Origin of the sequence: Croceitalea rosinachiae, from assembly GCF_031846445.1 — a bacterium.
In the GTDB taxonomy this organism is placed as follows: Bacteria; Bacteroidota; Bacteroidia; order Flavobacteriales; family Flavobacteriaceae; genus Croceitalea; species Croceitalea rosinachiae.
Genome location: NZ_JAVRHR010000005.1, coordinates 1 through 23,003 on the forward strand (window position 1 = coordinate 1; position 23,003 = coordinate 23,003).

At 36.0% G+C, this 23,003-nt stretch carries 16 protein-coding genes; 2 read left to right on the forward strand and 14 right to left on the reverse strand.

The window, feature by feature from the left end; all coding sequences use genetic code 11:
- The 10 genes from RM706_RS15420 to RM706_RS15465 all read right to left on the reverse strand — a co-directional run.
- Positions 1-1,134 (reverse strand): Ig-like domain-containing protein (locus RM706_RS15420; protein WP_311353167.1); only part of this gene is annotated, 1,134 nt, incomplete at its 3' end.
- Positions 1,135-1,338: 204 nt separating this feature from the next.
- Positions 1,339-2,517, reverse strand: a complete 1,179-nt coding sequence (locus RM706_RS15425; RefSeq protein WP_311353168.1) for an OmpA family protein — start codon at positions 2,515-2,517, stop codon at positions 1,339-1,341.
- A gap of 120 nt (positions 2,518-2,637) precedes the next feature.
- Entirely contained in the window at positions 2,638-3,075 is a 438-nt protein-coding gene (locus RM706_RS15430) for a hypothetical protein (RefSeq protein WP_311353169.1), read from the reverse strand.
- A gap of 3 nt (positions 3,076-3,078) precedes the next feature.
- A complete protein-coding gene (bshA, locus tag RM706_RS15435) occupies positions 3,079-4,221 on the reverse strand; it encodes an N-acetyl-alpha-D-glucosaminyl L-malate synthase BshA (RefSeq protein WP_311353170.1) in 1,143 nt (380 codons plus the stop codon).
- 29 nt (positions 4,222-4,250) lie between these two features.
- Entirely contained in the window at positions 4,251-7,163 is a 2,913-nt protein-coding gene (locus RM706_RS15440) for a serine hydrolase domain-containing protein (protein WP_311353171.1), read from the reverse strand.
- A gap of 101 nt (positions 7,164-7,264) precedes the next feature.
- A complete protein-coding gene (locus RM706_RS15445) occupies positions 7,265-7,747 on the reverse strand; it encodes an ABC transporter ATPase (protein ID WP_311353172.1) in 483 nt (160 codons plus the stop codon).
- 1 nt (position 7,748) lies between these two features.
- Positions 7,749-8,534, reverse strand: a complete 786-nt coding sequence (locus RM706_RS15450; RefSeq protein WP_311353173.1) for a (Fe-S)-binding protein — start codon at positions 8,532-8,534, stop codon at positions 7,749-7,751.
- A gap of 10 nt (positions 8,535-8,544) precedes the next feature.
- Positions 8,545-9,867 carry a 4Fe-4S dicluster domain-containing protein gene (locus RM706_RS15455; RefSeq protein WP_311353174.1) on the reverse strand — a complete coding sequence of 441 codons (1,323 nt, stop codon included), beginning with the start codon at positions 9,865-9,867 and terminating at the stop codon, positions 8,545-8,547.
- A 7-nt stretch (positions 9,868-9,874) separates the two neighbouring features.
- Positions 9,875-10,840 (reverse strand): MlaD family protein, encoded by a 966-nt coding sequence (locus RM706_RS15460; RefSeq protein ID WP_311353175.1) that lies wholly within the window; start codon positions 10,838-10,840, stop codon positions 9,875-9,877.
- A 66-nt stretch (positions 10,841-10,906) separates the two neighbouring features.
- Positions 10,907-12,160 (reverse strand): N-acetylmuramoyl-L-alanine amidase family protein, encoded by a 1,254-nt coding sequence (locus tag RM706_RS15465; RefSeq protein ID WP_311353176.1) that lies wholly within the window; start codon positions 12,158-12,160, stop codon positions 10,907-10,909.
- A 131-nt stretch (positions 12,161-12,291) separates the two neighbouring features.
- Between RM706_RS15465 and RM706_RS15470 the strand changes: the two genes are divergently transcribed.
- Positions 12,292-15,000, forward strand: a complete 2,709-nt coding sequence (locus tag RM706_RS15470; protein WP_311353177.1) for a putative LPS assembly protein LptD — start codon at positions 12,292-12,294, stop codon at positions 14,998-15,000.
- A 52-nt stretch (positions 15,001-15,052) separates the two neighbouring features.
- Positions 15,053-15,433, forward strand: coding sequence for a RidA family protein (locus RM706_RS15475; RefSeq protein ID WP_311353178.1), 381 nt, complete (start codon positions 15,053-15,055; stop codon positions 15,431-15,433).
- Here the strand turns inward: RM706_RS15475 and RM706_RS15480 are convergent.
- From RM706_RS15480 to RM706_RS15495, 4 genes are all read right to left on the reverse strand, one after another.
- On the reverse strand, positions 15,426-16,277 hold the full coding sequence (locus RM706_RS15480) for an N-acetylglucosamine kinase (protein WP_311353179.1): 852 nt from the start codon (positions 16,275-16,277) through the stop codon (positions 15,426-15,428). The genes RM706_RS15475 and RM706_RS15480 overlap by 8 nt on opposite strands.
- A 74-nt stretch (positions 16,278-16,351) precedes the next feature.
- Positions 16,352-17,353 carry a type I glyceraldehyde-3-phosphate dehydrogenase gene (gene gap / locus RM706_RS15485; RefSeq protein ID WP_311353180.1) on the reverse strand — a complete coding sequence of 334 codons (1,002 nt, stop codon included), beginning with the start codon at positions 17,351-17,353 and terminating at the stop codon, positions 16,352-16,354.
- Positions 17,354-17,384: 31 nt separating this feature from the next.
- Complete coding sequence (pfkA, locus tag RM706_RS15490; RefSeq protein ID WP_311353181.1) at positions 17,385-18,371, reverse strand: 6-phosphofructokinase; 987 nt, start codon at positions 18,369-18,371, stop codon at positions 17,385-17,387.
- Positions 18,372-18,505: 134 nt separating this feature from the next.
- Positions 18,506-22,981 (reverse strand): translocation/assembly module TamB domain-containing protein, encoded by a 4,476-nt coding sequence (locus RM706_RS15495; protein WP_489752981.1) that lies wholly within the window; start codon positions 22,979-22,981, stop codon positions 18,506-18,508.
- Between the last annotated feature and the right edge of the window lie 22 nt (positions 22,982-23,003).

Sequence of the window (23,003 nt, forward strand, 5' to 3'; positions counted from 1 at the left end):
GTCACAGTCCGCAGCTGCCCATATCGCGTTCCCGGCATCATAGTCCGTGTAACCGGCAGCCTGGACAGGGCTGCAGGGATTGTTTTCATCAGTGCCTAGGTTTACTTCCTCAAAATCAAGAATACCGTCCCCATCGGTATCATCAGAAACATTTATGATTACTTGATCTGTGAATCCGCCATCTTGTGTGGTTATGGTAATCATTGTTGTGCCCGACGCCAGTGCCGTGACCAAACCTGAGTTGGTGACAGTCGCTATTAAAGAATCATCACTTGTCCATTCCACTGTTGGATCCGATGCATTAGCAGGCACAACGTTTGCACTAAGTGTAAACGTCTGACCGGTTTCGATGGTTACCTCACTCTCAACGATGTCAACCCCCGTCACCACAATGTTAGAAGTAAGTGGATCTGGTACAGCACCCCCATTTATAAAGTAGGCAGCCCTTAAGCACATAAATTCAGACAATTCGTCTTCCCCTCGTGACGAAGGATGGACCTCATCAAAAGGGACAGCTGTCAAGTCAAAATACGTATTAAAGTTTTGAAGGCTAAAGTTGTAAATGTCCACAATGGGGTTCCCATCAATATTCATCTGCTCAGGCCAATTTGCAGCGATTTTTGGAATAAGAATATCTTCATTGTATGGCAGACTACCCAACTCCTGATTATTGACCAAATCCTCAACTGGATAATCATAAAGACGAAACGTTAAGGGCATGATGACCACGTCACTTCTTCTGGCCGTTGGAATAGAGGCAATTAGGGCATCATAATCATCGCTTATTTCTTGTAATTGTGCTGGCGTGGCGGTACCATAGGGCCTAGTGGCCGTTACATTATTACCCCCAATATGTATCATAAAAAGTGTATTGGAGGGATGCGTTGAAATCGCGGTAGCTACTTCTGGAATGATATCATCTATGGCATCTCCTGCAAAACCATAGCCATACACATCTACATTGACCCCCAGTGCATTCCATTGGTTTGTTCTTGCAGTATTTGGATTATTAATATCCCTGTCATAGACAAACTCCATAATTGACGCGCCAATAACCACCACTTTATCGTATTGACCGTAAAAAGGAAGTGAGCAAAAAACTGTAAAAAGTAGAATTAACCTAACAGTTTTCATAAATTTTTAATTCGGGGGTTATTTTTTTGTAAAAATAATTTGTCATTACGCTTGCTAAAAATAAAAGCAGTTCAACTTGTTATTTAATCGATGATTGGTAAATTTTAAGACCAAACTTAATTCGTGTATTTAAATGCCATTCTAGAATCAAAATTCATTGACAAATTTGAAATGATTTTCAAACCTTCGAATAAAATGAGTATTCTAAGTTTTAACTACAGAAAATTCAGATCTTCTATTCTGCTTATGCTTCTCTTCGGAGCAAGGAGTTACATTATTACATTCATTTGTCAAATTTGCTTCTCCTTTAGCTTCGCTTTGAATTCTATCAGAAGGCACTCCTTTTTCACTTAAATAGCTTAAAGTTCTATCAAGTCGTCGCTCAGATAACCAGAGGTTATATTTATCTGTGCCTCTCGAGTCAGTATGTGACGATATTTTTATAATCAGTGTAGGGTTATCAGTCAGAATTTCAGACAATTTATCCAAAAGCTCCTTATCTTTTTTGCTCAAATAAGATGAATTTAAATCAAAATAAACAAAGCCCAATGCCTTGATTTCTTGTTCTATCAAACTCCGCTTAGAATTCTCTTTCTCTAACCTTTCCTTCTCTAAGGCAACCAATTTGGCTGCTTCTTCCTCTCTTTTTAAACGTTCTGCAAGTTCCCTAGCTTCACGTTCTGCTTGGTTTGCCGCAGCAATAGAATCTTGAACTCGTTGCTGTTCTTTTTCTATTTCCTCAAGTAGGGCAAGTTTTTCCAGTCCTTTAGCCGAAAGCCCTTTTTCGATATCAAACCGATAAACTGCGCCAGCAGCATGTTGTATATGATTAGTAGAATTTTCAGAGTTCATGGTCCATTTTCCAGTTGAGCTAAAATCTAAACCCCATCTATCCGAAATCCAGGTTCTAAATCCCACACTCGCATTGTAAGTACCACGTCCTTGATTATTTGCATCAGTATAGCCCACACCTATACCAACATAAGGGTCAAAAAAACCAGTCTCCCCTAAAATCTTGTTTAAATCGTAATTTACCCTTAAATCTAAGGCATAGTAATCAATATCTTCTGTATTCAACTGACCATCGATTGTTTTTCCTTCTTTATAGGTGTTATAAGTACCTACAGCTTCCAAACCGACACCACTCTTAAAATACCTACCTATACTAATCCTTGACGGAAATGGTACGGCATTCCAATTATCGCTAAAATTAAACACGTTTTCAAATTCAGAACCTGCATCGTCAACAGCGTTGAAGCCAACGCCAAAAATCCAAGAGCTTACAACAATACTATCCTTTTTTGTCAACTGAACATCTTGTGCCCAATTAATTTGTGTGGAAAATAATACAGCAACTAGCAAACTAAGCTTTATAGCTTTCATAATCTGGTAATTTGGGGATTACGAAGGCAAATTTAACTTAAAATGTATAAAAGAATACTAATTGCACTTTTAATGGTTCATTATTCTCGACCATTTGCTGAAAATAAAAATATAAATGATTTAATCAAAAGTAATGGCTTTGTTTGTCTTGGGAAGTTTATAAATGCAAAAAGGGTATGAAATCAACTTAGAATCAGATTTATTCTTTAACTTCTCTATCCCTATTTCAATAGTAGTTTCAGTTTCATTAGCCCTAAAAAGTCGAATGGATTCAACACCCTTTTGTGCTCCAGCACAAACTATTGCAATCATTTCTTTATTAAAATCAATTGTTGGAACTGGTATACCTGGCTTTCTGGTTCTATTTACTTTCGCAAAGAAACTATTTAACGCCTTTTGGTCATTTATGGTTATCGTTAAAAGTGTGTCGGTGGCAAAATTATCTTCAAGTACTAAAATCAAATCGTTATCGGTATTCATTCCTGAACTAAACTGCTCATTTTTCTGGCTTTTACATGAAAAAGTCAAAATTGCAACAATTAGAATAAGGCGAAACATAAGTTAGTATGAGTTTTTAAATCTCGATTTATATGCCTTTTCATAGACTTCTTCATAAAGTGGTAATATGTTAACTATATCAAACTTGGAAGCTATCTTTTTGGCATTTTCTTTGAACTCCTCTAAAATGATACCATCACTCAAAAGGTAAATAGCGTTCTTTGCCATATCATTCACATCCCCGACATCACTTAAAAAACCGGTCACTCCTTCTTTATTAACTTCAGGAATACCGCCGGTATTGCTTGAAATAATAGCAACTTTATTAATCATGGCCTCTAAAGCTGCCAAACCAAAACTTTCGGTTTCAGAAGGTAATAAAAACAAATCTGAAAAACATAGAATTCTATCTATCTCATTACTATTACCCAAAAAAAGTACACTATCGGCAATACCTAGTTCTTCGCATAATTGCTCTGCATACTCTTTCTCTGGACCTTCCCCTACCATTATTAATTTGGCAGGAATCTCTTTCTGTACTTCATGAAATACTTTGATGACATCTGGTATTCGTTTTACTTTTCTGAAATTACTGATATGAGTGATAATCTTTTCATCTTCATTTGCCATTAATGATCTTTGACAGTCCGTATAGCCAGAACTATACTTTTTACTGTCAATGAAATTGGGAATTACACTAATATCTTGTTCCACATTAAAGATTTTCAATGTTTTTTGTTTTAAATCCTCAGAAACCGAAGTCACTACATCAGATTTATTTATACTGAATGTAACTGCAGATTTGTAAAAAGGATGATTACCCACTAAAGTGATATCAGTACCATGTAAGGTCGTTATCATGGGAATATAGATTCCTTCTTCTTTAAGCATTTTCTTTGCCATATAGCCCGCATAAGCATGTGGAATGGCATAATGAACATGTAACAGTTCAATACCATATAGTTTTATGGTGTCGACCAATTTACTAGAAAGTGCAAGCTCATATGGTTGGTATCTAAAAAGAGGGTATTCTGGAACATGAACTTCATGAAAGTGAATATTGTTATCTAGTAATTCTAATCTAACAGGTTGCTTATAGGTCACAAAATGGATTTCGTGACCTCTTTCGGCTAGTGCAATTCCCAATTCAGTTGCCACTACTCCACTACCACCGAAGGTAGGGTAACATACGATAGCTATTTTCATACCAACAAAACTAAGTTATATTTTATCGTCTAATTTATAATGGAATCATAAATTGCCTGCTGTATTCTAGTGCGTAGTCCAGATTTCACCAAAAGGTTATTTCGCATACTTGGATATGTTCTATTTGATAAGAAAACATAAACCAACTCTTCTTCGGGGTCGGCCCATGTATAAGTTCCTGTAAAACCGCTATGCCCGAAGCTTTTTCTTGATACGCATCCACAGGTAGGACCTTTTTCCTTTAATTGTGGCTTATCAAAACCTACCCCCCGTCTCACATCTTTGTCACAGAAATAACACTTGTTGAACTTTTCAACTGTTCTTTTGTCCAAAAAACGTTCACCACCATAATAGCCACCCTGAAGGTACATCTGCATTATTTTAGCAACGTCATTCGCATTACTGAACAGCCCCGCATGACCACCTACACCACCTTGCATAGCAGCTCCCATATCATGAACATAACCTTGGACAGTTTGATACCTGAAATAATTATCTTCTTCAGATGGTACTATTTTATCTTTTTCAAAGCTTTCGATAGGATTATACCCTGTGTGCGTGGCGCCCAATGATTTGTATAAAAAATTATCCACTAAAGTGTCCAAAGAATTACCATAGGTCTCTTCAATAAACTTTTTGAAAACATAATAAGCAACATCGCTATAGCGATATCGGTTTGATTTAAGTTCTTGTCTGCCTATTCGATTATAAATAGAATCTTGATACACGTTGGCAAGGTATAGGCCATCGCTTACTTTTATCGAGTAATCTTCCGTAGGAAAGCTTTTGTAAAACTCCATGGAAGGCTTTCTGTTTTTATCCAAAGTGTTTACATAAAAGGCAATCCAAGAAGGTAAGCGTCCGTAATGTGACAATGCTTTCAGTACCGTAACGTTTTTTAATTCAGAGTCTTTATAATCAGGAATCATATCCTGAAAAGTATCATTCAATCTGATTTTTGCCTCCTCCTCCATTTTCATTATCATCGGCAGCGTACCCAATATTTTGGTCAAAGATGCTAAATCATAGATATGGTTATCAGATATACTATCAGCACTATTATACGTTGGTTTTCCAAAATTTTTGTTATAAACCACTTTTCCATTTTTTGCTATTAGAACCTGAGCACCTGGATACATCATTGAATCAATGCCAATTCGCATCAAACTATCAACAGCTGCTAATCTTTTAGAGTCTAATCCTACACTTTCTGGTATGCTATATCCCAAACGTGAAATTGCTGGGATATCGGTTCCAGAGTTCACTGGAAAAACCCAATTGGCAGATACCGGCAATCGTCCTTTTGCTCCAATAGCTCCAAAAATAGCCTGTGCGGTTTTTTCCTGTGCCAGTTTACTATTTTGATAACCAACGATTACGGCATCTATAGTTTCAAAATTAACAACATCAAGTAAGGCATATGGCTTAGTAAATACGGCTAAGATGGTATTACTAGTCCGCATTCTTGAAATCTCTTGAAGCCAAAAAAGCTCATTTTGAGAAAATTTATGGCTTTTCCAGGGGCTTTCATCGCTTTTATGCAGCCCGATAATGACAGTATTAAATTCTTTTAATTGCTCTTTATAAGATAAGATATCCTTAGCCTCAATTTCAGTCACATCTCCATATTTCAGTAGGGTATTTGCAAAATGTTGCCCTGATTCCTCTCCAAAACTAATATAGGCAATCTTCTTTTTTTCCAATTTTTTAATGGGCAACAACGAAAACCTATTTTTAAGCACGGTTATAGCATTTTCAATTGCTCTTTCATAAATTAGGTCGTCTTCAATAGTATTCAAATCCTCATATAAATTATCAACCTCAACAGGTTCATAATTCGACAACCCAGCCTTGTATTTCGCCATTAAGATTTTCTTGACCGATTCAGACAATCTTTCCTCAGTTATTTCACCTCTTTTATAAGCTTTTAGTATTTTTTCTTTAGCATTCAATACATTTACAGGCATCAACAACATATCATTTCCCGCCATAAAAGCAGAAAGTTCTACTTCACCCTCTGGGGCAAATTCTGAGACCGCTTTCATGTTCAAAGCGTCTGTAAACACTAGTCCTTTAAAACCAAGTTCATTTTTGAGAACATTCGTAATAATTGATTTAGATAGGGAGGATGGGAAACCATCGCGCTTTTCAAGGCTAGGAATATCCAAATGCGCCACCATGACACTACTTAAACCTTCTTTTATCAATTCTTTATAAGGATATAATTCGATACTATCCAATCGCTCTTTGGTAAAATCTAAATAGGGTAAAGAATGATGTGAATCAGCAGCGGTATCACCATGCCCAGGGAAATGTTTTCCTGAAGACAAAACCCCCATACTCTCCATTCCCTTCAAAAAGGCTATGCCTTTTCCAGATACATTTGACTTATCTTCTCCAAAAGAACGATTACCAATTATTGGATTTTTCGGATTGATATTAATATCGATATCAGGAGCGAAATTAATATGCACTCCTAATCTTTTTGCATGCTTACCTATTTGACGACCTACATCCTTCACAATAGAATTATCTTGAATAGCACCCAACGTCATATTCCATGGGAAAGCATAAGTGGAATCTAATCGCATAGCCAACCCCCATTCGGCGTCCATACCGATCATCAATGGAGTTTTAGAAGCTTTTTGATAGGCATTGGTTAGTTTCGCCTGTCTCCCAGGTCCACCTTTAGAGAAGATAACACCTCCTATATGGTGCTCATTAATTAACTGTAAAATTTTATCTGTTGCTGTTTTATTCTGATTTGAAGCGGCGCTTACCATAAAAAGCTGCCCAACTCGCTCTTCAATGGACATTGCCTCATATTTAGCATTGACCCAACTTTGCTGCTCCAATGTATCGACAGTCACCAAGGGGTCGTTTTGAGCGAAGGAAATGTAAAAAACCTGTAAAAATAAGGTTAAGTAAAAGTTTCTAAGCATACTAAATTGTCTAGGGAATCAACTTATAGCATCTAAAAATATTGTATTTCATCGAAGAAACTAAAGAAAATAGGGAAAATCAGAGGTTTTTCGGATAAAATTCACATAAAACGGGCATGCCAACTCTCAGAAGCAGGAACTTCCCAATTTTCTATATATTCATGTTTTGTGGCTACCAAATTATTAAAAACTACTGTGTTTTTAGATACAGCTCTTTGCTTTGCCATCTTTTTAAAGTCAACAAGAGTTTTATAAGCTACAAACTCCCCTTGCTTATAAGATACATTCATTTTATCCAATAAATCCACGTCATACTTTTTCTCTAGAGCTTGAATAAAGTGTACCGATGCATCAATTGAGCAACCAGAGGCACTAGCTTGGGTCTGATCCAAACCAATAATTATGAATCTTTTATATTTGATTTCAAAGCCCGCTTTTAAATCGCTGCCATGCGCAGTCCATTGCTTTAAAAACTCACCCAACTCCATTTCAACCTCAGCAAGTTCCGTTTCTGAAAAACTACGATTGCATTGGTAAATCCAAATTCTTGAGGTATCTAAGAGAGATTCAAAGGTCACTAACATTTTAAATAGAGTTTGCGATAAGTTCAGCTACATCCAAAACAGTAATACTTTCTTCTTTTTCGTGAGCTTTAATCCCATCAGTCATCATGGTATTACAGTAAGGACATCCGGTAGCGATAATATTGGGGTTGGTTTCCAAAGCATCTTTGGTACGCAACACATTAATATCCATGTCACCTTTTTCAGGTTCCTTGAACATTTGTGCACCACCGGCTCCACAACACAACGCTGTTTTTTTATGACGTTTCATTTCAATAATTGCTGCGTTAGTTTTCTTGAGGATCTCCCTTGGCGCATCATAAACCGAGTTAGCTCTTCCTAAATAGCAAGGGTCATGGAATGTAATGCGTTTTCCTTTATACGCTTCACCTTCAATCGACAAACGCCCACCATCTATCAATTCTTTGATATACTGTGTATGATGAATAACCTTATAGTTTCCGCATAGACTTGGGTATTCATTTTTTAAGGTATTGAAAGAATGAGGATCGCACGTTACAATTCGTTTTATTTCGTAGCCATTCAAAATTTCAATATTCATCATAGCCTGCATTTGAAACAAGAATTCATTACCTGCCCGCTTTGCCACATCGCCCGTACAGCTTTCTTCTGAACCTAAAACAGCAAAGTCGACATTAGCTCTATTTAATATTTTCACAAAGGCCCTAGATATTTTTTTAGCCCTATCATCGTAGCTACCTGCAGAGCCCACCCAAAATAATATTTCTGGTTGTGCCCCTTGAGCAATAAATTCTTCCATGGTTTTGACCTTAAGTTCCTCACTCATAATAATAGCTTTATTCGTCTACCCAGTTTAAACGATCCATTTGGCTGTAGGGCCATGGTGCACCATTGTTCTCAATGTTGGACATCATATTGTTTAATTCCGTAGGTGCTGCAGACTGTTCCATAACCAAATACCTTCTCATTTCAACAATAATGGATAAAGGGTCAATACTTACTGGACACGCCTCAACGCAAGCGTTACATGTTGTGCAGGCCCATAGTTCTTCTTTTGTAATATAATCATCTAGGAGCTGTTTGCCATCTGGGACAAATACCCCGTTGTTAGCATCTATATTCTTCCCTACCTCCTCTAAACGATCGCGAGTGTCCATCATTATTTTGCGAGGCGAAAGTTTTTTTCCCGTCTGATTCGCTGGACACTCTGAAGTGCATCTTCCACATTCAGTACACGTATATGCATTCAATAATTGCACCCAGTTTAAGTCTTGAACATCAGATGCACCGAACTTTTCTGGTTCTTCAGAATCTTCTGCGGGAGCGGCAAAAGGATCGGCAGATGGGTCTAGCATCAATTTAACCTCATTGGTTACTGCTTCTACATTGTTAAACTCACCTTGTGGTTTCACCTTCCCATAATATGTGTTCGGAAAAGCCAAAAGAATGTGTAAGTGTTTTGAATAGTACAGATAGTTCAGAAAGAATAGAATTCCTAAAATATGAAGCCACCAAGCGGCACGTTCAATTAGTATCAAACCTGAAATGGACATTCCTTCAAATAAAGACGCTATGAATTGACTTACTGGAAAAGCTCCTGCCTTGTCATAATGTGCAGCTCCTAATTGCTGTAATTGAAAATCTGAGGCATTCATGGTCAAAAACAGCATCATCAACACCAGTTCTATATATAGAATAAGATTACCATCTTTTTTGGGCCATCCTTGCATTTCAGGTTTTATAAAGCGTTTCAGCTTAACAATATTTCGTCTTAACCAAAAAACTATCACGGCAACAATGACCAAAAGGGCTAAAACTTCAAAAGCGCCTATTAAAAAATCATAAACTGATCCCAATGGAGCAAATATTCTGTGCGTACCCAAAAGTCCATCGATAATGATTTCTAAAACTTCAATATTAATAATGACAAACCCAACATAAACAATTACGTGCATCAAACCTGCAATGGGTCTCACAATCATTTTTGTTTGTCCAAGCGCTATTCTAGCCATGTTTTTCCACCGCTGTGGTTTGTTATCACTAATATCTACATGGCGCCCCAGCTTAATGTTTCTAGAAAGCTTTCTTACATTTTTGGCAAAAAAACCAAAGCCAATAGCTAAAGCTATTGCAAATATGATATTAGGAAGATATTCCATAAGTTAATTAATTCTCTTTAGTAGCCGCAGGGTCATTTTCTGGTAACTCGTATTCTTTTTGTTTTTTTCCAAAAACTGATACATTAACATATCGCTTTGGGTTCAGGCGAAAGTCTTGCAATAATAAATCAAGTTCTCTTGAAGCATTTGAAAGGTTGTTATAAAACTCATCATCATGAGCTAATTTGCCCAGAGAGCCTTCACCCTTCTCTATTTTGGAAAGCACCATATTCAGGTTATCAACAGTGCCTTGCAAACCACTAATGGTACCCGCCAAATCACTTTTTGCCAATTCTTTTGATAACTCAGAAAAGTTTGCAGTAATCGTATTTACATTTTTGATGGAGCTGTCCAATTCTTCTTTATTGTCAGTCAAAACTTGGTTTAATGCACTGGCAGTAACTTGAAAACTTGAGACTAGTTTATTGAGACCTGCTATGCTTTGACGTAATTCTAATCTGGTTTTATAGTCCAAAACGTCATTAACATTCATTAAAAGAGAATCTGCATGTGTGACTGCACCTTCAACCTTCATCTGCAATGGCGTAAGATTTTCTTGCACTAAATCAGTAAGACCGGGTTTGACACGCGATTGTAATGTATCTCCAGATTTTGCAGTAACTCCGTCATCAAATACAGGTATTATCTGTATGCCTTTGCCTCCAATGATTCCTGTATCATAAATTTCAGCCAAGCTATTTTTAGAAAATCCATAACCTTCATTAATGCTAAAAGTTACTATCGATTTAAACTGATTGTCTTTAAATCGTATACTGGTGACATTACCAACTACAAGACCATTGATGGAAACTTGGGTTCCACTTTGTAAACCACCGACATTATCATATACTGCATAAAATGTTGAAGAGTCATCAAAGAAGGAAGAAGATTTTAAATAACTAAAACCGAAGATTACGGCTAGGATTCCTAATATTACTAAAATTCCGGTCTTTACTTCCCTAGATAGTTTCAAAAGGTTGGATTTACTGTTCTAAACAAAATTAGAAATATTTTTAAGACAGGCTCACAAAGATAATACTCATTTTAAAGCCTCTTTTAATGGAATTCGCATACCCTCTTTATAAGCTACAATATAAGAAGTGGTGTATCCTTTAGCATCCGCCTTTGATTTCAACAATTTTGCCTGTTCATAAGACTTAGCATTCCCATACATATATCGATAAAGATTTTTAAAAGATTCTTTAGATATGCTATCCAATCCTCTAAAATTTTTAGCATCGAGAGGAACTGCTTTAGAACTAGCCATCAACTGTACCTTGTAAATAATAATCGGTACATCCTCAGCAGTGGCTATATCAGTTTTTTCAGTTTCCTCTACTGGCTTTCCTGTATCGTTGCTTGCAATTTCTGATTGCTTTTCAACCTCTTGTACAATTACTTCCCTAGTTTTCTCTGTATTCTCTTTTTCAGCTGGCTCAGAAGTTTTTTCTACAATTTTAGCTTCTTCATTCGTCGAGTTTGTTTTTTCTATAATTGATATGGGTTCAAGATTGGCCTCTACCCCATCTTTATAACTTAAAATAGCATTAGCGATAGCTGTACCCATTTCTTTCTTACCTCTTTCAGAATCCAAATATGAACCCTCATTCTTATTAGTTAAAAATCCTGTTTCAATCAATACACTGGGCATAAACGTTTGATGCAACACTATAAAGCCTGCTTGCTTTACCTTACGGTCTTTACGCTTTAATCGCACAGTAAAATTGGTTTGTAACAATTTAGCAAGCTCAATACTCTGGTCTAAAAACTCCTCTTGCATAATGGTTAAACCGATTATGGATTCTGGGGAATTAATATCATACTCAGCATATTTTTGCTCGTAATTGTCCTCAAGATAAATTACTGAGTTCTCTTTTTTGGCAACCTCAAAGTTTTGCTTGTTAGCATGAAGCCCTAAAACAAAAGTACCCGCACCATAGGCATCGGAATTGTGGGAATCACAATGCACTGAAACAAATAAATCTGCATTGGCCTGATTAGCTATCTCACCTCTTTTAAATAAATCAATAAACGTATCATCATCACGTGTATAGATTACCTTAATATCTGGATTCTTTTCTAAAACCTTACCAATTTCCAATACGATGGCCAGTGCAATGTCTTTTTCTAAAAAACCATTTCCAAGATTTCCTGGGTCATGACCACCATGCCCAGCATCTAGAACAACAATAAACTTATTTTTTAACTGTATTTCGGTATTATTATTGATAAAAGATGAAAAGAAGAAAACAAACCCAAATAAAATGGTGGAAAAGAACCGAGTTTTAATCATATGAACTGCTTATTTTTACTATCCTGACCAGGTTAAATTTATTGTAATGCCCAATTAACAGAATAAAAAATATATGTAAGTTTGAGCTTCAAAAACTGAGCCAACCTACTACAAAAATAGGATTTATCACGTTGCAAGCAAACAAACATCTCTATCTTTTCCTATTCCTGCTGGTTTTTGCGACAGTTTCTATTGCTGCCCAAGAGAATCCTATTGTGCCCCTACCCATTAAAGCCATAAAAGATACTATCAGGGCTCCTTTAATGCCAGTTACTATTGCAAATGATTCAATATCAAATGATTCTATTCAAATTGATTCTACATCAGGTAAAAAACAGTTGCTACTGGGCAAAATTAAGTATAAGGCAAAAGATTATGTAAAGCTTAGTCAAAAAGACAAAAAAATATATCTATATGATGAAGCAGAAATCTATTATCAAGATACCGAATTAAAAGCGGGTATCATAATAATGGATTATGTCAAAAATGAGGTGTATGCTGGTCGTATTAAAGATTCCACTGGTGTATATTCACAATTGCCGTATTTCAAGCAAGGCGACCAAGTTGTGATCCCTGATTCCATTCGCTTTAATTTTGATACCCAAAAGGCGTTGATTTGGAACTCAAGAACTGAGCAGCAGGCTGGTTTAGGTTCTTTGGGGCAAGATGCCATGAAGGTCTTGGCAGACATCACTAAAAAAGAGAATGACTCTGTTTATTTTTTAAAAGACGGAAAACTCACTACTTCAAAAGATACTGTTGATCCTGATTATTATATTCGTATTAGAAAAGCCAAATTTGTACCTGGAAAAAAGATTATTGCAGGTTTCAGTAATTTTTATTTGGTAGACGTACCCACACCTATAGCGCTACCCTTTGCTTATTTTCCGTTAACAACTGGACGTACTGCAGGATTGATATTTCCGACCTTTGGCAATGACCCTAATCGCGGATACAATTTACAAAACGGTGGGTATTATCTACCTATAAATGAGTATGTGGATTTAAGTTTTCTTGGTGATTTTTTCACCAATGGCAGTTATGGGTTTCGAATGCGTTCAGATTATGTCAAAAGATACCGCTTTAAAGGTACCGTGAATTTTAGATTTGAAAATCAAATTTTTAGTCAAAAAGGATTTGATGATTTTAGGCGTACAACCCTTTATAATTTACAAATCACGCATTCACAAGATCCCAAATCTAGCCCAAATTCTCGTTTTTCAGCCTCTGTAAACTTAGGTAGCAGTGAATATTTCACTAATTCGTTCAATCAAATAAATGTTCAAAATACTCAGAATAACAACCTTTCATCTTCTATTTCGTATTCAAAAACATTTCCGAATTATCCATCGGTGAATATGAGTTTAACGGCAACCCACAACCAAAATACGCAGACGCAAGAAATTAACTTGACCCTACCTACACTAAATGCAAGTATGGAACGTATTTTTCCATTTGCCAAAAGAGATGGTATTAAAAAAGGTTTGATTCAAAACATCAACTTTCAATATAATCTAAGAGCAGAAAACAGAATTGCAACGACAGATTCTTTGTTTTTAAGACCAGGTATGTTTGATAATGCCCGTATTGGGGCAAGACATACATTACCTATAAGTACCAATTTTAAAGTCGCCAAGTATTTCAGTGTTACGGTAGGTGGTAATTATGAAGATGTTTGGACTTTTGAAACATTTCGTCGTGGCCTTGATCCAGATGATCCAGAAAGCAATAGAGAGGTTGTTTTAGATACTATCTCTGGTTTTGATCGCTATAATAGATATGGTATTAGCTCGAGTATCGGTACAACGCTATATGGAACTTTAAATTTTGGAGAGGACAAAAAAATACAGGCCCTTAGGCATGTTGTAAGGCCACAGGTAGGTTGGAGCTACACTCCATCTTTTGAGCAATTTTATGACACTTATGAAAACTTCGATGGTGAAGAAGTTTTATACAGTCGATTTGAAGGCACTTTAAATGGCGCTCCAAGTTTAACAAGGGGAAACTCAATGACTTTTTCACTTCAAAATACACTTGAAGCCAAGGTAAGAGATAAAGATTCAACCGCTACGGAACCGAAAAAGATTTCTATTTTAAAAAATCTCAATTTTTCTACCTCTTATAATTTTGAAGCAGATTCTCTAAAACTTTCTCCGATTAGCATGAATGGGGCCACCAGCTTGTTTGACAATAAAATGAGCATAAATTTTGCTGGTACTTTAGATCCCTACACTATTGATAATAATGGTAGAAGAATTAATACCTTTAATGTTAAGAATGGAGGAAGTCTTCTACGTTTTACCACAGGTAGGTTTGATGTTTCGTACTCTCTATCAAGTGCAATATTCGGCAAAGACAAAAAAGATCCTGATGAAGCAAAAGCAGTGAGTGATGAATACCGCGCCGCTAGTGGCGGTAGTACAGACGATCTTTTTGGGTTCGGATTGGATAACAGACAAAGTAATGATAGGAAACCAGAAGAAGATATTGAAAATCCGTTATACGGTAATAAACTGCCATGGGATTTAAGTATGCGATTTGGTATGAGTTATAACAATACCAATCGCCAAAATGATATCAACAGAGCAAATCTAATGTTTTCTGGTAGTGTTGAACTATCACCCAGATGGGATGTTAGAGTAAGTTCTGGTTATGATTTTATCAACCAAGGTTTTGCCCAAACTCAATTGGGATTCAGAAGAAACTTGAAAAGCTTTGATCTAAGATTTGATTGGGTGCCTTTTGGAAGAAACGAAAATTGGTTTTTCTTTATTGGGATAAGCAGTTCAATATTACAAGATCTTAAGTGGGAGAACAGAAGTCAGCGTTTAGTTCGCTAAATATTAGAAAAAAATAATCTTTATTCTTTAAACTTGTTAAAATTTATAACAGATGAAAACAATTATTACAACTTCTAAAGCTCCTGCACCCATTGGGCCCTATAATCAAGCTATTCTAGTCAAAGACACCCTTTATATTTCTGGGCAAACCCCAATAGACCCAGCTACTGGAAAATTGATAGAAGGCGATGTCAAAGTTGAGGCTAAGCAATGTATGCAAAATCTAAAAGCTATTCTGGAAGAAGCAGGCATGACCTTTGAAAATGTTGTAAAAACGTCAATTTTCTTAAAAGATATGCACCAGTTCTCTAAAGTAAACGAAGTATACGGTAATCATTTTGATGCAGATACAGCACCCGCTAGAGAAACCGTTGAAGTAGCCAACCTACCGATGTTTGTCAATGTTGAAATATCTATGATTGCAGTTAGATAGTGCTTTTGTGAAATTCAACCAAACCTTCAATTGGTCTTTGTCTAATAACACCTAGTATCAAATCGTTTCGTTCAATTACCGTGGTCAATTCTTCCCGTAAAAAATGTGCTATGCTACCCACAAAACTGATAGGCACTTTTGTTGCAAGCTCAAACTGCATAATATAATTATTTACGAACTGTTGAAAACCCTTATCAATTACACCACGACAATAAGGATGTTCTTTATTTTCAATTATAAAACGTGCAAAAGTCGCTAGATAAGTATTTGGGTTCGGTTGCTTGTACAAGTGATCCTTGATAACATCGGCATCCAGCTCATATTCCTTTGCAAATTGAATTCCTAAATCTTGTGGCATTTTATGGAAGTAATAGTCTCGAAGTAATTTTCTGCCAAAGAAATTACCGCTACCATCATCCATTAGAATATAACCCAATGAGATTACTTTTTGAAAAAGTTGATGTCCATCATAATAACTGCAATTAGACCCTGTTCCCAAAATGCAGACAATACCTTGATGTCCAATCTTTGTAGTCGAATATATAGCAGCAAAAGTATCTTCTCGTACTTCAGCCTTGGCATTTGGAAAAAAATCTTTAAAAATTTCTTTCAAAAACTTTTTCATACGGTCAGTTCCGCATCCTGCACCATAGAAATAAAGTTGAGAAACCTGTTCTTTGTTTTTTGAAAGTTCAAAGTTATTGGCCAATCTGTCTTCGATGACCTCTCGGGTCAAAACTTCAGGACTAAGCCCAAGGGTTTGGGTGACAAAAAGTTGTTCGCCCTCTTCACTTAGAGCTATCCAATCAGATTTTGTTGCTCCACTATCAACGATTAAAACCATAACCTTTTAAAATAAATATTCCTGAAAATAAGGAAATTACCAAATTTTCAGGAATATATGAATATTATTAATTTCTATAGGCTAGCAACGTGACTAGCTAAATCTAACATCTTGTTTGAGAAACCAGCTTCATTGTCATACCAAGAAATCAGCTTAAAGAATTTAGAATTTAATTCAATTCCAGCACCAGCATCAAAAATACTTGTACGCGGATCTGAAACAAAATCTTGTGAAACTACAGCATCTTCAGTATAACCTAAAATACCTTTTAACTCTCCTTCAGAAGCTCCTTTAAATACTTTTTTAATTTCTTCATAAGAAGTCTCTTTTTCTAAACGCACCGTTAAGTCCACAACAGAAACATCCGCGGTGGGCACTCTAAAGGCCATACCGGTTAATTTACCTACTAATGAAGGTATTACCTTCGTAACTGCTTTAGCAGCACCAGTCGATGCAGGGATAATGTTTAACATCGCACTTCTACCACCTCTATAATCCTTTTTAGAGGGGCCATCAACTGTTAGTTGGGTAGCTGTTGTAGCATGTACCGTGGTCATCAATCCTTCTTCAATACCGAAATTGTCATTTAGGACCTTAGCTAAAGGAGCCAAACAGTTTGTCGTGCACGAAGCATTAGAAACAATAGTATCAGTCGCCTTAACTTCATGATGGTTGACACCCATTACAAACATCGGAGCGTCTTTAGATGGGGCAGAAATTACTACTTTCTTAGCACCACCGTCAATATGATACTGTGCTGTCTCAAGTGTTGTAAAAATACCTGTGCATTCCGCCACTAAATCAGCTCCTACTTCGTCCCATTTTAGGTTCTTAGGGTCCCTTTCTGCAGTAATACGAACGGTTTTTCCATTAACTACTAGGTGACCGTCTTTTACCTCAACGGTTCCGTCAAACTTTCCATGAACAGAATCGTACTTTAACAAATATGCAAGATGTTCTACATCTAACAAATCGTTTATGGCTACCACCTCAACATTATCTCTCTTGACAGAAGCCCTAAAGACCAAACGTCCAATTCTTCCAAATCCATTAATACCAATTTTTACCTGTGCCATTTTATTGCTTTTAAAGTTTACTTTTTTTGTTTTAAGTTGTCATTATATCAGATACCCTGATTAGTTCTTCATCAACAGGGGTATGTGCTTTTATAGCTTCACTGATAGGAGTCAAGATTAATTTATGATCTCTGATGCCCACCATATAGTTAGTTTTGTCTTCCAGCAAGGCTTCAACCGCTTTTACGCCCATTCTACTTGCCAAGACCCTATCAAAACATGTTGGGTTCCCCCCTCTTTGCATATGACCAAGTACTGAAACCCTTACATCATAAATTGGCAAATGCTCTTCAACATAATCTTTCAATTGAAATACGTTTTTACCCGTTTTATCTCCTTCGGCAACGATAACAATGCTTGAAGATTTGCCCGACTTTTTACTCCTTTTTAAAGAATCGAGAAGTCGTTCTAAACCTAAATTTTGTTCCGGAATCAAAATTTCCTCAGCGCCGGCACCAACACCCGCGTTTAAGGCAATATGACCAACATCGCGACCCATCACCTCAACAAAAAATAATCGGTTATGCGAACTAGCAGTATCACGTATTTTATCAATTACTTCTACTACTGTATTTATGGCCGTGTCAAAACCAATAGTATATGAAGTGCCAAGAATGTCATTATCTATAGTACCTGGTATACCCATCACTGGGAAATTATACTCCTCGTTAAGCTTTAATGCTCCAGCAAAACTTCCATTACCACCTATAACAACTAGGGCATCAATCCCTTCTTTTGACAACTGTTCATGTGCTTCCTTACGACCTTCCGGTGTTCGAAACTCTTCGCATCTAGCTGACTTTAAGATAGTTCCTCCTTTATTTATTATATTGTTTACACTTCGAGCGTTCATAGGTTCGAAGTCTCCATCTATCATCCCTTGGTAACCACGATATATGGCAATACACTCCAATTTCATAAAGGCACAGGTACGTACAACAGATCTTATAGCAGCATTCATTCCTGGTGAATCACCACCTGAAGTTAATACGGCTACTTTACTGATTTTATTGGCCATTTTTCATTTTGAGAGGTCAAAACTAGCAAACTTATTCCAATAAAAAAATGAGACACTAACTAATTTAAAATATCTAATAGACGCAAACGATTTCGTTAAGTTTTTTAAACAAATTTTCACAAGAACCTGTCATTTTATTCTTTAAAGGTATTTTTTTTAGTGTAAAAGCGAATTAAACTATCCTTTCCCATCACGTTTGAATTAAGTTCTGGTTCAACTTCTGGCAATTCTTCTTTCTTTTTTGATTTGAAGATCTTGTTCATCAGTTCATTAAAATTATTGAAATCTACTTGATATGATAATCCGATGCCCTGGGTGTTATTATTGCCTTGTTCAGCTAAAAATTGCTGTATCTCTCCTTGTCTATTGAAAAATTTGGCACTCAAAGTACCATCTTCGTTCAACAAGACTTGTATTTCAACATCTCCTGCTATAACTGTCTCCGTTGCACCGCCTACTGGTACACCAACTCTGCCATTAACCAAAACACGGTCTGAAATTTGTGTAGATACGGTAACTCCTATTCGATCTTCAGTATTGATTCCCGCGTTTACATCTTCGTACCCCTGTTCATAAGACAAGCCGAAATTAAACTTACCGTCATTACCGCCCAGTACTTGATTCAAAAGTCCAGATGCGGTTTGAATCAAATTACCTGTTACCGCTTGTTGATTCAGACCAGTTGTCTGATTATTCACAAAGGTTCCCTGAGCTAGTAAGAAAAAAGCATTGTTACTTTCAATAGTAGGATCCTGTAAGAGATATTCCAGTTCAGATTTGATTACTGAATTTGTACCCGGAAATTCAATATTAAAATCAATAGTTGGGCTTTCTAATTCTCCATCTAAACGCACCACCACCTCTGTAGGTATTCTACGGGCATAATTTGGGTTATCAAGTAATGGCGCAGGATTGGCATTTAGTTTATAAACAGCCTCCAAGTTTAGTTCAGCTTCCAATGGATCTCTTTCCCAAAGAATTGTGCCTCCTGGCCTTACAGTGAAAGTTTTATCAATAAGACCAGCTCTTCTAAACCGATATTCACCGGTTACCACAACAAATTCACCAAACATATTGAACTTACCATTGGTATTGATTTCAAATAGTAAAAGCCCTTCACCGGTACCTTTAAGTGTACTGCCACTCTCACGATCTACCACAATTTCTACCTCGGCATCTGGAGTTACAGCCAAATCAAAAGCAAGTTCTAATCCTTGATAATTGTCTAAAACGCGTTCTCCAACCACAACATTGCTTTCATCTTTTTCTATGAAATTGATAAATGAATAATCGCCAATACTAGTTACATCACTTAAAGGAATCTTCAATTGTGTGCCTCTTGCAGATGCCCCATCAAACTCAATATTTAAGGCGTTGGTCGAACCAAAAATACTGCCCGTTCCGTTTACAAAGCCAGTACCGTAATAGAGTTCATCTTCATCAAAATCAGTATTCAAGATTAAAAAACGGTCATTATTGGTACTCAGATTAAGTCCTAAATTCCAATCGCTAAAAGCATTATGAGTAATAGTACCGTCTAATGTTGCTTTGGTATCAAAAGTGACATCATTCAATACTATATTATCAAAATAAAAAGTTTGGTCAAACAACCGTACTCTAGACAATGGTGCAAAATCATAATCTACATTAAGGTAAGATATGCCCAAACCAGCTTCATCCATGGAAAGTGTACCATTAAAATTTGGACTATTAACATCACCTGTTACCCGAACATTTCCACTTAAAAAACCTCTAATATTCGAAATAATATCTTCCCCTAAAGGCGCGAATGGTTCTAACTTAAAATCATTTAAAGATGCCAATAAATCTAAAGTAGTTTCTGTTTTAGAGTTATTGATTTTACCGCTCACGCTAAATTTTTCTTGCCCATTATCAGTTAGCCAAGAATTTACTCCAAACTCTGATAAATCATTATTACCAAACACAACTACTTCCATATCACCCATATGCAGGTCATTTACTGAAAAATCATTGATGTCCAAACTTGAAGATGGTAGATACTTGCCATCTTTTTGAAGAATATTTAAAAAACCATTCACTTGTCCATCTAATTTCAAACTATCAATTGCAGGTGTTATTTTGTTTAGCGAGACAATCTTAAATTGTAATTCTAGGTCTTTATATGTAGAATCCGCCAATTGGCCTTTTAAACGAATCTGTTCATCTTTACCATTGTCCATGACGATTTCACGAATCTGAATACTATCTAGAGTTCTGTTAACAATAACCTTATTTTGTCTATTGCCGGTTTTATTCAATACCCAATTGTTTCCTTTAAAATTGATTTCAGACCTTTTTAAACCAATAACTGATTTGTTATCTTGGTTAAACGTGTGATAAAAATTTAGGTTATAACTGTCATTGAACTGACTCCCTCCTTTAAACTCAGTTCTAAAAAACAAAGTATCTTTTAATGTAGTGTTGATTAAATTAAAATCTTTTAGGTCGTAATAGACTGTTTTCATGTTATCTACAGCCAAAAATGTATTGAAAAGTGGGTTTTTGTTATCAATTTTGAGTTCGATATTCTCAAACTCATTTTTATATGCCTCAATTGCAGGTGATTTAAATGTTAGTTTAAAGTCTCCCTCATCGGCAACTATATTACCCCTAATAAAAGTATCAGGCCCAAAATTGACCTCAGGTAGAAATATGCTGATAATCTTATTATATATTTTAAAATTAAATGCTATTTCTTGTCCATTTGAGATTTCAAATGGTTTATAATTTGTATAAATACTACCTAAAGAATTTTGAAATAGTTTACCTAACTCAGCAATTCTGAAATTACCTTTCATATATCCCGTTATAATGTCAGGAGATATGATCTGGATATTTCGCAAAGAGTCATTTTCAAAGGTTGAGGATATCGCAAAATCGTCAAAGTTATAGGTATTGTTTTTATTTTGATAAATGGTGTTTTCAAATTTTACATCACCCGTAATATTGTCAAGTGAGTTACCTGCAATATCCATTTTTACGTTCCCCTTAAAAATAGAAATTGTGTCAGAAATAAAATTAAGCCTCTTAAAATCGGCATAGTCAACATTAGCGATAAAGTTAAAATCGCTACGTTCTTCACTAAAATCTGCTAAACCTTTAAAATCGAACTTGCAATTTTCATCTGTACTAATCAGAGAACCATCGAAAAGCTCTTCTTTAATGATTCCAGAAAGTTTTAATCCCTTATAAGTGTAATTATTAAAATCAATGCTATACACTTCACCTATCGCTTCTGTATTGAGGTATTCGGCAATAAAACCACGACCTTCAACATTAACATCTAATGACGTCTTGCCAAACTTAGGATTATCAATAAATTCCCCTAAGTCAAAATCGATCAACGATATAAATCCGCGATATGAAGCATCGTCAATATTATTGATATTGGTCATTTGAAGGTCTGAGTAACTACTACCGATAGCTGTATTCAAATTTACTTGAACATCGACTGAACTATCAGTTACTTCAGCATCTCCCCTAACTGTAAATTGTCCAAGCTTTTGAAAAGAAGTGGGTATGGATTTTCCTAAAATATTGGGCAGCAATCCGCGCAATTGATAATAACTTGAGGTGACATTATCCATTTTTGCCACCATAATAAAAGGCTCTTCTTCTTTAAAAAGGTTTCTAAAATTAAAATCGCCACGCACTCCTGTATTATCAGAAAGCAAAATTAGGTCCGTAACCAACAAATCATTTAGCACACCGTCAATAGTACTAGAAAAATTTGCTGTTTTATCGGTACCAAATTCATTGAAATAAGCATTGATTTCATTGAATGCAACAGTAGATTCTTCAAAGTTTGCTTTAACATTGACCTTATTTAAAAAATCAGAAAAGTCTTCTCTATTATAATTGAATTGTAGATTACCCTTTAAGATCGACTCTTGCGTATTGATGTACAGAGAATCAAAGCGCATTTGCTGCTTTGTATACTTGAACTCTGTGGTAAGTTTTTCTAGTCGTAAATTTCTCCTACTACGCAACGAAAGATTATTGATACTCATACCAACCTCTGGACCAAGAATTTGAAAGTCGGTAGCTTTTACTTTTAAATCACGAAAGCGCAGTACATCAGTATTTTCAAGATTCTCATCAATCAAATAAAATTTGCTATCATTAAGGTTTATCTCAGTAGATGACATAAAAAATGGAGGGGTGCCAGGCGCTCTTGGCTGGCCATCATCTAATTTAGCTACAAACTTATCTAAGTTGGTATCTGTTTCACCTTTATAAGTTTTCATTTTAAACAAAAGCTCATCCACATCAATATCACCAAACTCCAATTGACCATTCATCATATTACGAATGCTCAATACTGAGGTCGAAAGCTTTTTAATGAAGAACAAGGTGTCTTTTTGATAATCTTCTACATAAATATCTTTCACAATTGCACCAAGCGTGAATGGTGAAAACTGGACTCTATCAATGTTGATATTGGTTCCAAATTCAGCATTAAGACTGTCTGTAGCTCTTTTCGCAATCTTGGTCTGCACCACAGGAAGTGAAAAAATAATGGAAGATAGCACTAAAATGAGAAGAAGCACCAGTACTATTCTAAGCAATATTTTTCTAAATTTTTTGATAGCGCTTTACCTTTTATCTTTG